The organism is Peribacillus muralis (assembly GCF_001645685.2).
In the GTDB taxonomy this organism is placed as follows: Bacteria; Bacillota; Bacilli; order Bacillales; family DSM-1321; genus Peribacillus; species Peribacillus muralis_A.
The window spans coordinates 1702274-1715566 of record NZ_CP017080.1 but is presented as its reverse complement, the minus strand read 5'-3'; the positions used below and the strand labels follow the sequence as shown (position 1 = coordinate 1715566).

Annotated in this window: 12 protein-coding genes; 1 reads left to right on the top strand and 11 read right to left on the bottom strand. The window is 43.1% G+C overall.

The window, feature by feature from the left end:
- Positions 1–29 precede the first annotated feature (29 nt).
- Together ABE28_RS08270 and ABE28_RS08265 are read right to left on the bottom strand one after the other, a co-directional pair.
- A complete protein-coding gene (locus ABE28_RS08270) occupies positions 30–1121 on the bottom strand; it encodes a BMP family lipoprotein (RefSeq protein ID WP_064461911.1) in 1092 nt (363 codons plus the stop codon).
- 148 nt (positions 1122–1269) lie between these two features.
- Positions 1270–1995 carry a GntR family transcriptional regulator gene (locus tag ABE28_RS08265; RefSeq protein ID WP_064461910.1) on the bottom strand — a complete coding sequence of 242 codons (726 nt, stop codon included), beginning with the start codon at positions 1993–1995 and terminating at the stop codon, positions 1270–1272.
- A gap of 309 nt (positions 1996–2304) precedes the next feature.
- Between ABE28_RS08265 and ABE28_RS08260 the strand changes: the two genes are divergently transcribed.
- A complete protein-coding gene (locus ABE28_RS08260) occupies positions 2305–2607 on the top strand; it encodes a DUF6509 family protein (protein ID WP_306807332.1) in 303 nt (100 codons plus the stop codon).
- Between the two features lie 27 nt (positions 2608–2634).
- Here ABE28_RS08260 and ABE28_RS08255 read toward each other — a convergent pair whose 3' ends face one another.
- From ABE28_RS08255 to dpaA, 9 genes are all read right to left on the bottom strand, one after another.
- The gene (locus tag ABE28_RS08255; RefSeq protein WP_373921322.1) at positions 2635–4968 is read right to left on the bottom strand and encodes a DNA translocase FtsK; all 2334 of its coding nucleotides are present in this window, start codon (positions 4966–4968) and stop codon (positions 2635–2637) included.
- A 230-nt stretch (positions 4969–5198) separates the two neighbouring features.
- Positions 5199–5429 carry a YlzJ-like family protein gene (locus tag ABE28_RS08250; RefSeq protein WP_064461907.1) on the bottom strand — a complete coding sequence of 77 codons (231 nt, stop codon included), beginning with the start codon at positions 5427–5429 and terminating at the stop codon, positions 5199–5201.
- Positions 5426–6175, bottom strand: a complete 750-nt coding sequence (locus tag ABE28_RS08245; RefSeq protein ID WP_373921337.1) for a ClpP family protease — start codon at positions 6173–6175, stop codon at positions 5426–5428. The genes ABE28_RS08250 and ABE28_RS08245 overlap by 4 nt, the downstream gene beginning before the upstream one ends.
- Before the next feature lie 124 nt (positions 6176–6299).
- Positions 6300–8000, bottom strand: coding sequence for a ribonuclease J (locus tag ABE28_RS08240; RefSeq protein ID WP_218971333.1), 1701 nt, complete (start codon positions 7998–8000; stop codon positions 6300–6302).
- Positions 8001–8257: 257 nt separating this feature from the next.
- Complete coding sequence (gene dapA, locus ABE28_RS08235) at positions 8258–9130, bottom strand: 4-hydroxy-tetrahydrodipicolinate synthase (RefSeq protein ID WP_064461904.1); 873 nt, start codon at positions 9128–9130, stop codon at positions 8258–8260.
- A gap of 37 nt (positions 9131–9167) precedes the next feature.
- The gene (gene dapG / locus ABE28_RS08230) at positions 9168–10394 is read right to left on the bottom strand and encodes an aspartate kinase (protein ID WP_064461903.1); all 1227 of its coding nucleotides are present in this window, start codon (positions 10392–10394) and stop codon (positions 9168–9170) included.
- A 101-nt stretch (positions 10395–10495) separates the two neighbouring features.
- Complete coding sequence (gene asd, locus ABE28_RS08225; protein ID WP_064461902.1) at positions 10496–11551, bottom strand: aspartate-semialdehyde dehydrogenase; 1056 nt, start codon at positions 11549–11551, stop codon at positions 10496–10498.
- A 215-nt stretch (positions 11552–11766) separates the two neighbouring features.
- A complete protein-coding gene (locus tag ABE28_RS08220; protein ID WP_061144661.1) occupies positions 11767–12369 on the bottom strand; it encodes a dipicolinate synthase subunit B in 603 nt (200 codons plus the stop codon).
- Entirely contained in the window at positions 12366–13268 is a 903-nt protein-coding gene (dpaA, locus tag ABE28_RS08215) for a dipicolinic acid synthetase subunit A (RefSeq protein WP_064461901.1), read from the bottom strand. Before dpaA ends, ABE28_RS08220 begins: the two co-directional genes overlap by 4 nt.
- Between the last annotated feature and the right edge of the window lie 25 nt (positions 13269–13293).

The following is a 13293-nucleotide window of genomic DNA, read 5'->3' as shown; positions in this document are numbered from 1 at the left end:
CCACCCTATTCTTTGTTAAGCATTACGATTTATAAACCAAGTTTTTCGAATTCTTTATCCGTACCTGGAACTACGAAATCACCTGACTTAATTTTTTCTGTCCATTCTTCGACTGCTTTTAGAGATTCGTCAGTTACGTTATCTTTCGTATCAGAAATACCAACACCATTTTCCTCGATTCCGTACTCAATTACTTCGCCACCTGGGAATTTTCCTGCTTTTGCTTTCTCGGAAAGGTCTTTAACTGCAACATCAACACGTTTTAACATAGACGTTAACGTGATGTTATCATCAGTTCCTGGAACTGCTCCTAATTTAGCTTGGTCGCTATCTACACCGATTACATAGATTTCTCGTTTAGGATCTTTCTGTTTTTGCTCAACAGCTTCAGTAAATACTCCTTTTCCAGTTCCGCCAGCAGCGTGATAAATGATATCAATGCCAGAAGCATACATGGAGCCTGCAGTTGATTTACCGATGTCTGCTTTATTGAAATCACCGGCATATTTAACTTCCACTTTAGCATCCGGGTTTACAGATAAAACCCCTGCCTTAAAGCCTACTTCGAATTTCTTGATTAATTCGGATTCAACTCCGCCGATAAACCCAACCTTATTCGTTTTCGTTTGTAATCCAGCTATTACACCTACAAGGAATGATCCTTGCTGCTCTTTGAAATTAATACTGGCAACATTCTTTTTATCTACTACTGTATCAACTATGGCAAATTGTGAATCCGGACGTTGGTCAGCCACTTCCCCTACAGCTTCTGCTAAAAGAAAACCGATACCATATATAAGTTTGTAATCTTCACGAACAAGCGTATTCAAGTTTTTGGCGTAGTCCGCATCGGATTTAGATTGAAGATAGTTAAACCCTTCCTTGCCTTTTTTTAAATCATTTTCCTTACCGAATTCCTGAATTCCCTTCCAAGCTGACTGGTTGAATGACTCATCGTCCACACCGCCAGTATCCGTAACCATCGCCACTGTGAAGTTATCTTTCTTGTCTTTTCCATTTGAAGACTCTTTATCATCATTCTCTGAATTACCACATGCTCCCAATAGCGTACCAGCTGCAAGAACAAGTGATAGAGCTAGACCTAATTTGCGCTTTTTCAATTTTTATCCCCCTAATGTACATAGTTTGTAGAGCAGGAATGTTCTGAAAAGTCATTTATGTTTGCGTTTTCACTTCTCGTTAATTTTTTTTACATGCTTTGTATTATTGTACAAGCGCTTGCATTCCTCCGCATGTAAAGGGTAAAGATTACACTCGTTTACGGAGAACATGAAAACTGAACATATTGGCTTTAAAGTAGTTAACGGAATACAGGATAGGCTGGTCCCAATCATCGAGATGCATCTGCTTTAAAACGAGTAGCGCTGCTTCTGGAGAGCATTTTAGGATAGGAGAAACTTTCTCGTGATATCCAATAGGCTCGATCTCTGCTACGGCATACGTAATTTTACGGTTTGCATCCCTTTCCAATATATCGAAAAGTGACTCATCGTTACGGTCGAAATTTTCTGATAGTATTGATTCAGGGATTTTATCGACACAATAAATTACTGGCTCTCCATTCGCTGTCCTTACACGTTCGATGATCATGATGCGCTCATTTGGTGAGCAAGAAAACCTGCGTATATCCTCTTCCGTCGGTTCTTGGGCCGTCAAGCTTAAAAAAATCGTACCAGGTTTCATGCCTGCCTCTTCAATCATGGAAGTGACACTTTTTAATTGCTCGATACCTGAAGTGAAACGAGGTTTTGGATTGACAAAAGTACCAACTCCATGACGGCGAATGATGATGTTTTCTTCTTCTAAAATTCGCAGCGCTTCTCGAAGTGTCGCCCTACTAACGCCCAGTTTTTTGGCAAGATCGAATTCAGAAGGGAATTTTTCATTTTCCTGATAGACTCCTGCTTCAATATCCTGCTTCAGGTAATCAATGACCTGCAAGTATAGATGTCGACTATCTGATTTTATTGACATACAGTTTCCCCCAGCTAATTTCTCTTAAGACATCAGACCTCTGATGTTGAATCATTCCTACTAATCGAAAATAATATAACATTTTTTTTGACATAAATAAATAGTGTTTTACTATTTAGCAGAAAGAATTTAGGAGGAATTACCCTCCTCTGTGTCTTTTAATCTAGTAAACTCAACGGAAATTGCACGATTATTCTCCTAAATCAGATTAAAAAAAATTTTTGAAATGCAAACAGAACGCACCAAGCTTTCTTTTCAAGTTGTTGATTTCCTGTATAATAGGATTATCTTCTTTGAAGGGATGTACACATGATGTTAAATATAACGGAATACAGTATCGAAAAATTGAATGATCCATTCGGCATTTTATCCGGTGAGAGGTACGAATTGTTCTTGGATATCGAAGTGCCGGAAGAAGACGAACTCTTTTCAGAAAATGGTTTATATATCCGGGCGCTATTTGTAGTTGAAGAACAAGTAGGCAAACTGATTAAATATGATATTTTTGAAAAAGGGAATGAGGGCGCACTCGAATTCGAATTAGAGGACGATGAGGAAGCGATGATTACCGATTTCTGTCTTAAGCATTTGGACGAAGCAATGAATAATTAAAAAACCGGGCAGCTGCCCGGTTTTTTTTTATGATAAATGCGCTTCATCCTGTTCATCTTTGGATACCAATACATTCCGTGGTTTACTGCCTTCATATGGACCGACGATTCCCCTTGCTTCCATTTCATCGATCAGCCTTGCTGCCCGCGTGTAGCCAATTCTAAAGCGGCGCTGCAGCATGGAGACCGATGCGGTCTGCATTTCCATGATCAATGCCACGGCATCATCGTATAAATTGTCGTCGACTTCACCGGTTGAGGTCTCTGTAATTTCATCCGGGATCATTTCTTCATTATACTGGGCTTTTTGCTGTGAAATGACATATGTGACGACTTCCTCCACTTCTTGATCGGACAGAAACGCACCTTGCACCCGTACAGGCTTTGAAGCTCCCGCAGGCAAGAATAGCATATCTCCCCTGCCTAAAAGCTTTTCGGCCCCTCCCATGTCCAGGATCGTTCTTGAATCCGTCATCGAAGAGACGCTAAAAGCAATCCTAGATGGAATGTTCGCTTTTATGACCCCTGTTATGACATCGACGGAAGGGCGCTGAGTGGCAATGATTAAATGGATGCCTGCAGCCCGTGCCATTTGTGCAAGTCGTGTGATGGCATCCTCTACATCGTTTGAGGCGACCATCATTAGATCAGCCAGCTCATCGACTATGACCACGATATAAGGCAAAAGTGGCTGCTTGGCATCTTCTTCAATATTATACCGATTAATATAGTCGTTATAGCCTTCAATATTACGTGTACCTGAATGTGAAAATAGCTCATAACGGCGTTCCATTTCGCTGACGACCTTTTGTAAGGCCTGTGCCGCTTTCTTTGGATTCGTCACAACTGGCGCAAGTAAATGGGGAATGCCATTATAGACATTAAGCTCCACCATTTTTGGATCGATCATCATCATTTTCACTTCATGGGGCTTTGCCCGCATCAGGATACTCGTGATTATGCCGTTGATACAGACTGATTTACCGCTACCTGTCGCCCCAGCCACTAGTAAATGGGGCATTTTATTGAGCTCAGCCTTCACCGCTTCTCCAGAAATATTCCGCCCCAAACCTATTTGCAATTTTGCGTCAGGCTTATCAACTTCTTTCGCCTCCAAAACTTCCCTTAAAGATACCATCGCCACTTCCGAATTAGGTACCTCGATCCCAATAGCTGATTTACCGGGTATCGGAGCCTCGATACGTATGTCCTTCGCAGCTAGTGCTAAGGCTAAGTCATCGGATAGGCTGACGATTTTGCTTACCTTCACCCCTACATCGGGATGAACCTCATATTTGGTCACTGCTGGTCCCAAATGGACTTGCGTGACCCTGGCTTTCACCCCAAAGCTATGGAAGGTGCGTTCAAGTTTTGCTGCATTTTCATGAATCAATTGGTATTCTCCGCTTTGATCCGTTTTTTTAGGCTGCAATAACAGCGAAAGCGGCGGCAGCAAATATTCTTTATTTTCCACTTCAGTGAAATTCATTGGCAAAACGGCATCATCCTGCTCCTCGGAGGCTTGGGGTGCAGCTTCCGCTACGAATGATGGTTCAGTTTCGGCTTCGCTATAAGCTTTATCGGCAAAGCTGGAGATGATCCGCTCCGTTGCCATCTGGGGTGTTTCTTCTTCTTGATGAACGGGCTGATCGGTTTCGGCCACGGGATCCTTTTCACTTTTCTTTCTTTTTTGCGGATTTTTTTTCTTTTCCTTTTTCTCTTCATTCCACGTTTTCATGTCATCTCTGAATGCCGACCATTGATTGGCGATAAATCCACCGAGACCGATGAAAAACCTTCCCAGTGTTTCACCCAAGGTTTTCCCTGTCAATAGGACAATGCCAGTGACGATAAAAAGGAAGGATACGATTTTCGAGCCGGCTTCATCAAATAAAAAATAAGAAGCCGCAAATAATATCGCTCCGATCATGCCGCCTCCCAAATCCCTCGTACTCGTCTTTCCGGTCACTTCATTCCAGAATAATTCCCATGTATTCGAAATGACGCTGGGCTTCGTGAACGGCCCTCCATCTGCCAACATGCTAAACAGCGTAACATGACTGAGAAGAAGCATGCTCGCAGCAAGAAAGTACATTCCGATGAACTGCCGTTTTAACAGGAACGGGACCTCCCTCTTGACCATCAAGTAAAACCCTGCTGCAATCGCTGCCAACAACAAAAGGATGTACCATTCCCCCATAAAGAAGCGAATTAAAAGAACGATCCCATTCCCCACAGCTCCAAGCTTGGCGATGGCAATGACGGCCAACCCTATCAATGTCAAGCCACTCAATTCATATTTAAGCGTTAGTTTTAATTTATCCGTGTTTTTGTTTTTTCTTTTTTTCTTCTTTGCCATCATATCACCTGATTCTTCATGAAACTATTCTAACTTTCCTATTCAACATAACATCTTGAATTCCCTTCACAAAACAAATGTTCGTTCATAAATTATACCAAAAAAAGGTGGTCCTGTCTTTGTTATATGTATCATTTTCACTCAGAGGCTCCATTTGTGCAGATATTGAATAAAGCAGCCAAATGGCTGCCGATTTCAATCAAGTATATCATAATTGCTTCCGTTAGTCGTTTTCACTGGCCATTGATCTGCTCAAACACATTAATGACAGCTCCCGGATGAATGTTAGCGTTCATAAAATCCGCAGGATCGGTACTCATGATTCGATCGATGCGGAATGAACGTCCGCCATCGTGTTCAACCATGACATGCACACCATTATAGATCATTTCAATCAAATTCGCCGTCCTTTCATGGTGATGGGGGAAAATGATATCTTCAGGGACGATCGTATACAGTGTCATTGAAGAAGCCCCTCCTCATCACCGGATATCCTTGGTCTTCTTTCTTCCATGAAGCCATACAGTTTCTTCATGGCCTGACCCACTCCCCCGACATCGTCAATCATGCCGATTTCTACAGCCTCTGCACCAATGACATTCGTTCCGATATCACGGGTCAGATTTCCCTTGGCAAACATTAAGTCCCTGAAACTTTCCTCCGTAACGTTGGAGTGCCTTGTAACGAACTTGATGACTCTTTCCTGCATTTTATCCAAATATTCAAAGGTTTGCGGAACGCCTATGACAAGGCCTGTCAAACGAATCGGGTGAATCGTCATCGTCGCAGTTTCAGCTATATAGGAATGATCACAGGAAACGGCAATCGGCACACCGATCGAATGCCCCCCTCCAAGTACAATCGAAACGGAAGGCTTGGACAGGGAAGCAAGCATCTCCGCAATCGCCAGCCCTGCTTCAACATCCCCTCCTACAGTATTTAAAATGACAAGCAGTCCCTCAATATTCGGGTTTTGTTCAATCGCCACGATTTGTGGGATAACATGCTCATATTTAGTCGTTTTATTTTGAGGCGGCAGCTGCATATGTCCTTCAATTTGCCCGATGATCGTCAAACAATGGATTTTCGAGTCCTGTGATAGTTGCGGGACATTCGTTGCCCCCAGCTGCTGGATCTTTTCAATCAAAGTTGAATTCTTTCCTTCCTGCCGGCCTTCATTTTCATTTGGTAATGGTGCATTATCCACGATGCCAACCCCTTTCTCTTTTAGCCTATAGCTTTATTATGTCTCGAGTCTTCGACTTCATTCTCCAAGATATAAGAGGTTGGATAAAAGTAAAAAAAACCCTGACATTATATCAGGGGGTACTTACTTAATATTCCATGATGATCGGCAAAATCATTGGTCGACGTTTCGTTTTTTCGTAGAAGAATTGGTTTAAGGCATCACGCATCTCCTGTTTCAGCGTAGACCAATCGAATGGTTGGCGCGATCCATTTTTCTTGACGATTTCACTTACGATTTCAGTTGCTTCCGCCATCATTTTTTCTGATTCACGAACATATACGAATCCCCTAGAAATGATTTCAGGCCCCGCAGCAATACTTTTGTCTTGACGGTTCAAGCTTACGACCACAATCAAAATGCCATCTTGGGATAACAAGCGGCGATCACGGAGAACGATATTGCCGACATCGCCGACACCGCTGCCATCTATCAGGATATTTCCTGCAGTGACCTTGCCTGATAGGGCTATTTTATTGCCCTTAAGTTCGATGACATCACCTTTTTCGGCAATGACGATATTTTCCCGTTTTATACCCGCCGCAATTCCGACTTTTTGATGAGCATATAAATGGCGGTATTCTCCATGCACCGGAATAAAGAATTTAGGGTTCATCAGGTTGATCATCATTTTCAATTCTTCCTGGCTTCCATGCCCCGTTACGTGCACCTTATATTTATTGGAGGATACCACTTCAGCGCCTACCCTATAGAGCAAATCCACTGTTTTGGATAAGATCAGTTCTCCACCCTGCAGCGGTGAAGCACTGATTAATACGGTATCACCTTTTTTAATCGTTACTTGCTTATGAGTTTGTTTCGCCATTTTTTGAAGCGCCGCGATCGGTTCGCCTTGATGGCCTGTAGATAATACGACAATTTCCCGGTCGTCATACTGGCTAATTTCATTTATTGGGATGATCAGTTCTTCTTCAACCTTTAAGTAACCAAGATTCAAAGCTGTTTCATATACACGCTGAAGGCTTTTCCCTACAACGGCCACTTTCCTGCGACTTGCCGCTGCTGCATTGAAAACATGTTGAATCCGATTGATATTCGAAGCGAAGCAAGCAACGATGATCCTGCCCGAAGCCGCAAGGAAAGCTTCTGCTATATCCCTGGCAACGACCGCTTCTGAAGGCGTATAACCAGGCCTCTCGGCACCCGTGCTATCCGATAGCAAGCATAGGACCCCTTCTTCCCCAATGCTAGCCATTTTCCCGATTTCCGGTTTATACAGCTCGGTTGCCGCTTGATCGAATTTAAAATCCCCTGTATATACGATGGCTCCATCACGCGTGTGGATCACCACTCCGACAGAGTCGGGAATACTATGGTTAGTACGGAAAAAAGAAACGGCTGCTTGCGGGAAGCTTAACAGGGAGTCGGAATCGATTTCGGTAAACGTCGCCCTTCCGTTAAAGCCATCTTCTTTTAATTTCGTTTTAATTAGTGCCAGGGTAAGCTTCGTTCCATAAACGGGAACAGGTAAATATTTCAATACATATGCAAGCGCCCCCATATGGTCTTCATGACCGTGGGTAATGAATATCCCTTGCACCCTTTCCTTATTTTCCATCAAATAAGAAATATCTGGAATAACTGCATCGATTCCCAGCATTTCTTCTTCTGGAAGCATCAAACCTGCATCAAGCAGATAGATGTCCTCGTTCACTTCAATAACGTACATGTTTTTACCTAGCTCCCCTTGTCCTCCAAGAGAAATGACTTTAATGCCATTATGTTTATCTTTACCCAATCGAATATCCTCCTTAAAAATCCCGTTCATAATTTCCCAATGCTTTCATTATAACCGAAGTTCAAAAAACATGACAACACTTACCATTTTCAGCGCTATTTTCTCTCCCGTTTCTTAATTATAAAATCGATACAGATATGTAATATATATTCACCATTATACTATTTCGTTTTAATTGAACTGGGTAAGTCAGCCAATTCTTTATCCTTCTATGGTAAGTGATTTGCCATTCAGATGCATGTTTATGTAAAAACAAGCCAATCTTCAACGATCAGCTTGTTTCATGACTATTTATTATTCAATACAGAAGTTAAGGCAAGTCGTTCCTGCTCTGTCAAAGGCACGATCGGCAGCCTGACGGATCCTACATCAATTCCATTTAACTGAAGTGCTGTTTTGATAGGTGCCGGACTTGGTGCGGCAAACAAGCCTTTAATAAGCGGCAACAGTTCCTGATGAAGCCTGGCTGCCTCTTTCAAGTTCCCGCTGATGAATGCTGCGACTATTTTCTGCAGCTCATTACCAGCAATATGGGATGCAACGGAAACGACACCTACGCCGCCTATCGCAAGTACAGGGAGAGTTAATGCATCGTCCCCGCTGTACAACGCAAAATCATCATCCGTTCCAGCGATGATCTCAGTCATTGCGTTCAAATCCCCACTCGCTTCTTTCACGGCTAATATGTTAGGAATGTATGAAAGGCGGATGATCGTTTCCGGTTCAATATTGACTGATGCTCGCCCCGGAATATTATAGATCATTACAGGCAGGGTGGTACTCTCCGCGATTGCCTTGAAATGTTGGTAAAGACCTTCTTGATTCGTTCTACTATAATAAGGAGCCACAAGCATGATCGCGTCGGCACCATTTTGTTCTGCTTTTTTTGTCAATTCAATGGAAGCATACGTATTGTTGCTACCTGTACCCATGATGACGGGCACTCTTCTTTCCACAACCTTGGAAACATGTCGCAATAGAGCGATTTTCTCTTCCGAAGATAAAGTCGGGGATTCCCCGGTCGTTCCCGAAAGTACAAGCGAATCGGTTCCATTTGCTATTAAGTAATTGACCAATTTGGTCGTTTTTTGCAAATCGATATTTCCCTTACTATCGAAAGGGGTGACCATTGCGGTTGATACTCTACCAAATATCATCATCTAACACCTCTTTATAAAACTTTTTTTGGATTTCGGGCTATTGGTGTTCGCTTTCATGCAGTTGAAATGCGTAGTGAAGTGAATTAACAGCTTCTATCAAATCTTCTTCTTTGACCAATACCCATATGGTCGTATGGCTGTCAGCCGACTGAAGAATGGCAATTTCCTTTTCCGAAAGAGCCGTGACGATTTTCGCAGCAACACCTGGCACTCCATTGATGCCCGCTCCCACGACGGAAACTTTGGCGCAATTCCGTTCAATGACCGGTTCATGACCAAGCTCGGCCAAAATTGAAAGAGCAAGTTCCGTCATGTCTTCTGAAACGGTATATACGACACCGCTCGGATAAATATTAATGAAGTCGACGGAAATGGAGGCATTGGCCATTGCCTTGAAAACCTCGGCTTGTAAGTTATATTGATCCTTTTTCGCGCGCACCTTGATTTGCGTGATTTTCGGCACATGGGCAATTCCTGTGACGAGCCTCTCACGAATATCACTGCCCTGGCTTCCTTTATTCACACTTGTAACAAGTGTGCCCAACCCTTCACTGTATGTGGACCTGATCCTGATCGGCACCTTGGCCTGCATGGCGATTTCAACAGCGCGCGGATGAATGACCTTCGCGCCTTGATAGGCCATGTTGCAAACTTCCGTATAAGACACGATTGACAATGGACGGGCAAGATCTGCAATGCGCGGGTCAGCCGTCATGATACCTTCCACATCCGTGAATATATCTACCCGTTCCGCCTGCAAAGCCGCCCCTAATGCTGCAGCTGAAGTATCACTTCCACCACGGCCGATAGTCGTGATGTCCCCATTTTTTGCCGCCCCCTGGAATCCTGCCACGACGACAACATCCTTCGTTTCAAGTTCTTTCATGAGACGGTCGCATTTCATTTCCATGATTTTCGCACTTGAATAGTCGGTATTCGTCAAGAATCCCGCCTGCGCTCCAGTATATGCGACGGCATCCATCCCGTGTTCTAAAAGCATGTTGGTAAATACGACGGAAGAAATCGTTTCCCCCACCGACATAAGAAGATCCTGTTCACGTTTCGAAAGGATTGCCTTTGAGCCATTAACTAAGGAAAGTAAAGTGTCCGTTGCATAGGGATCGCCCTTTCTCCCCATCGCCGAAACCACAACCACGACTTTAAAGCCTTCTTTGATTGCCTTTTCAATATGCCCTTTGGCAAATGAACGGCTTTCCTCATCACGAACGGAAGTCCCACCGTATTTCTGAACTATGATTTTCATAATATACACCCCAAATATAAGCCAGCCTCCCGCTTCAGGAAGCTGACAAAAACTCTCTATTCTGTTGGATATCACTTTTTTTAATGTTTAAGAATGAATTATTACTTGACGGTGACTAAACCTAATTTCAAAAGGCTTTCAGCAATCTGAACGGAATTCCAAGCTGCTCCCTTTAATAGATTATCGGAAACCACCCATAAATGGAACCCTCTATCTTCATCCAAATCCTTGCGAATTCGACCTACGAAAACGTCATTCTTGCCAACGGAAGAAGCGGGCGTTGGATAGATTTGTTGTTTCGGTTCATCCTCCAGCACTACTCCAGGAGCCGTCTTCATCAAGTCCTTGATTTGATGAGCTGACACCCCTTCTTTTTCCACTTCAATATAAACGGATTCCGAATGACCTGTTACAACAGGGAGCCTTACACACGTCGCCGCTACCGGAAGGTCATTCATATGCATGATTTTCTTTGTTTCATTGATCATCTTCATTTCTTCAAATGTGTACCCATTATCTTGGAATTTATCGATTTGAGGAATGACATTAAATGCGATTTGATAATGCTTTTCGTCACCCTTAACCGGTAGAATTTTCGGTTCTATTTCTTTATCATCAAGCAAGTCGCGTGCTTGTTCTTTTAATTCATTAATTGCAGCAGCTCCAGCACCCGAAACGGCCTGATAGGTGGAAACCACTATTTTCGATAAACCATATGTCTCGCGGATAGGTTCTAATGCCACGACCATTTGGATCGTTGAACAATTTGGATTAGCAATGATTCCATTATGCTGTTTCAAGTCAGCTTCATTCACTTCAGGCACGACTAGAGGGACATTTTCATCCATGCGAAATGCGCTCGTATTATCCACCACTATCGCTCCGCGTTTCACTGCCTCTGGAGCCAATTCCTTAGACACGCTGCCTCCAGCACTGAATAAAGCGATATCGATGCCTTCAAAGCTTTCAGGTTTTGCTTCCTGCACTTCTATTTCTTCGCCCTTAAACGTAAGTTTGGTTCCTGCGGAACGAGCCGATGATAAAAAGATGATTTTCTTGATCGGTAAATTCCGTTGTTCGAGTGTTGAAATCATTTGTTGTCCCACTGCTCCAGTTGCTCCCACAACTGCAATATGCAATCCCTGTGTCTCAGTCATTTGTCCAGACTCCTTTTCTATCTCTAAAAATTAGTTTATTTGTTGGGTTTACTTCTACTTGCTCAGAATATCATTTATTTTAACATATTAACATTCCGAAGGGTCGGACTTTAACAAAATATTCTGGTAGTGTAGTGTCATCGTGGCCTTCCACACGGAAAAGTCATGCATAAAATCAGTCATTATATCAAGCGGGAGCGTATCAGAACATTAAATCAGTCCAAACTATCCTTGAACTTTTCGACGATGACTGGTTGAATTTGTTCCCTTTCCAGTGCCGATATGATCGTATCCCTTATCATGCTCATCCTGGCAACCATCGAGCTAGGCTTCCCTATAGGATTATCCTGACCATACGGAACGAAATAAATATCTTTTGCTGCCATCAGCCTCATGAGATTGACACCATTTAACCCCAGTGCATCGTTCGTTGATATCGCGACTACAACCGGACGGTGGTTCCTCATCGTCGCTTTTGCAGCCATAAGTACGGGCGAATCGGTAAGGGCATTAGCCATTTTGCTCATTGAGTTACCTGTCAAAGGAGCGATAACCATACAATCAAGGGGCAATTTAGGCCCTAATGGCTCCGCTTTGACGATTGTATCAACGACACGATTCCCCGTCAATTTTTCAATTCTTTCAACCCAATCATCACCCTTACCAAAACGTGTTTCCGTGTTTTGCACGGTCGATGTTACGATTGGAATGACCTCTGCCCCTTCATTCACAAGCTTTTCTATTTCAGGAAACACTTCATCATAGGTGCAATGTGATCCTGTCAGTCCGAAACCAATCCGTTTCCCTTGGAGACTCATATCTTTTTCCCCTTCCTTTTCATGTACTCATCAGAAATCAATACTCCCAAAGCGTTCGCCAATATCTGACCAGCTGTTTTCGGGGCTACTATGCCCGGTAAGCTCGGTGCCAACAGCGCCTTAATTCCCCTTTTTTCAGCATAACGAAAATCCGTCCCCCCTGGTTTTGAAGCAAGGTCGATGATTAATGTATGACCGGGCATATTTGCAATTACGTTCGCTGTAATGATTGGAAAAGGAATCGTATTGATACAAATATCAACTTTTTTCATCTCTGCAGCTAGATCATTTAAATGAAAAGGAGTTAATGCCATTTCGCTGATTCTTGCGATATCTTCGCTTTTTCTTGCTCCTACCTTCACTTTTGCTCCTAGAGCATGAAAAGATCTGGCTACACTCATGCCGACCCTCCCCAAACCAAGAACGGCTACATTCGACCCATGGATAGTAAAATCGGTATGCTGGATGGCCATCATGATTGCACCCTCCACAGTCGGGATTGAATTATAAATGGCTACATCATCACGTTCGAATAAAAGAACAAGCTTACGATCCGCCTTCTGAAATATTTCATCTAGATAATTATTGCTGATCCCTGCATAAAAAATGCAGTGTGCCGGGGTATCCTTTATCATTTCTTCAGTTAAGACAACCTCTTCACTTGAAAAAATCGTTTCCACTTTTCCATCAGAATCCGTGCCCCGGACTGGCAGAATTACTGAATCTATTTCCTTGAAATTTATATCTTCCATTTTCTCCTTAACCGCTCCGGTAAAAGCATGGTCGAGCTGTTCAAAACCAACTAACAATAGCTTCGCATCAAGCTCCGTCAGTTTACGGACAACTTCAAGCTGACGCGCATCTCCACCAATTACAGCGATTTGCATACCTGTGAGCATTAAAACCGTCACCTTCTTTATATAA

Bases quoted from the DNA above. Each gene is read 5' to 3' on its own strand.
- dapA (WP_064461904.1), bottom strand. From the start codon at position 9,130: ATGATGATATTTGGTAGAGTATCAACCGCAATGGTCACCCCTTTCGAT.
- asd (WP_064461902.1), bottom strand. From the start codon at position 11,551: ATGACTGAGACACAGGGATTGCATATTGCAGTTGTGGGAGCAACTGGA.
- dpaA (WP_064461901.1), bottom strand. From the start codon at position 13,268: ATGCTCACAGGTATGCAAATCGCTGTAATTGGTGGAGATGCGCGTCAG.
- ABE28_RS08240 (WP_218971333.1), bottom strand. From the start codon at position 8,000: ATGAACGGGATTTTTAAGGAGGATATTCGATTGGGTAAAGATAAACAT.
- ABE28_RS08255 (WP_373921322.1), bottom strand. From the start codon at position 4,968: ATGATGGCAAAGAAGAAAAAAAGAAAAAACAAAAACACGGATAAATTA.
- ABE28_RS08260 (WP_306807332.1), top strand. From the start codon at position 2,305: ATGATGTTAAATATAACGGAATACAGTATCGAAAAATTGAATGATCCA.
- ABE28_RS08220 (WP_061144661.1), bottom strand. From the start codon at position 12,369: ATGAGTCTCCAAGGGAAACGGATTGGTTTCGGACTGACAGGATCACAT.
- ABE28_RS08250 (WP_064461907.1), bottom strand. From the start codon at position 5,429: ATGACACTGTATACGATCGTCCCTGAAGATATCATTTTCCCCCATCAC.
- ABE28_RS08265 (WP_064461910.1), bottom strand. From the start codon at position 1,995: ATGTCAATAAAATCAGATAGTCGACATCTATACTTGCAGGTCATTGAT.
- dapG (WP_064461903.1), bottom strand. From the start codon at position 10,394: ATGAAAATCATAGTTCAGAAATACGGTGGGACTTCCGTTCGTGATGAG.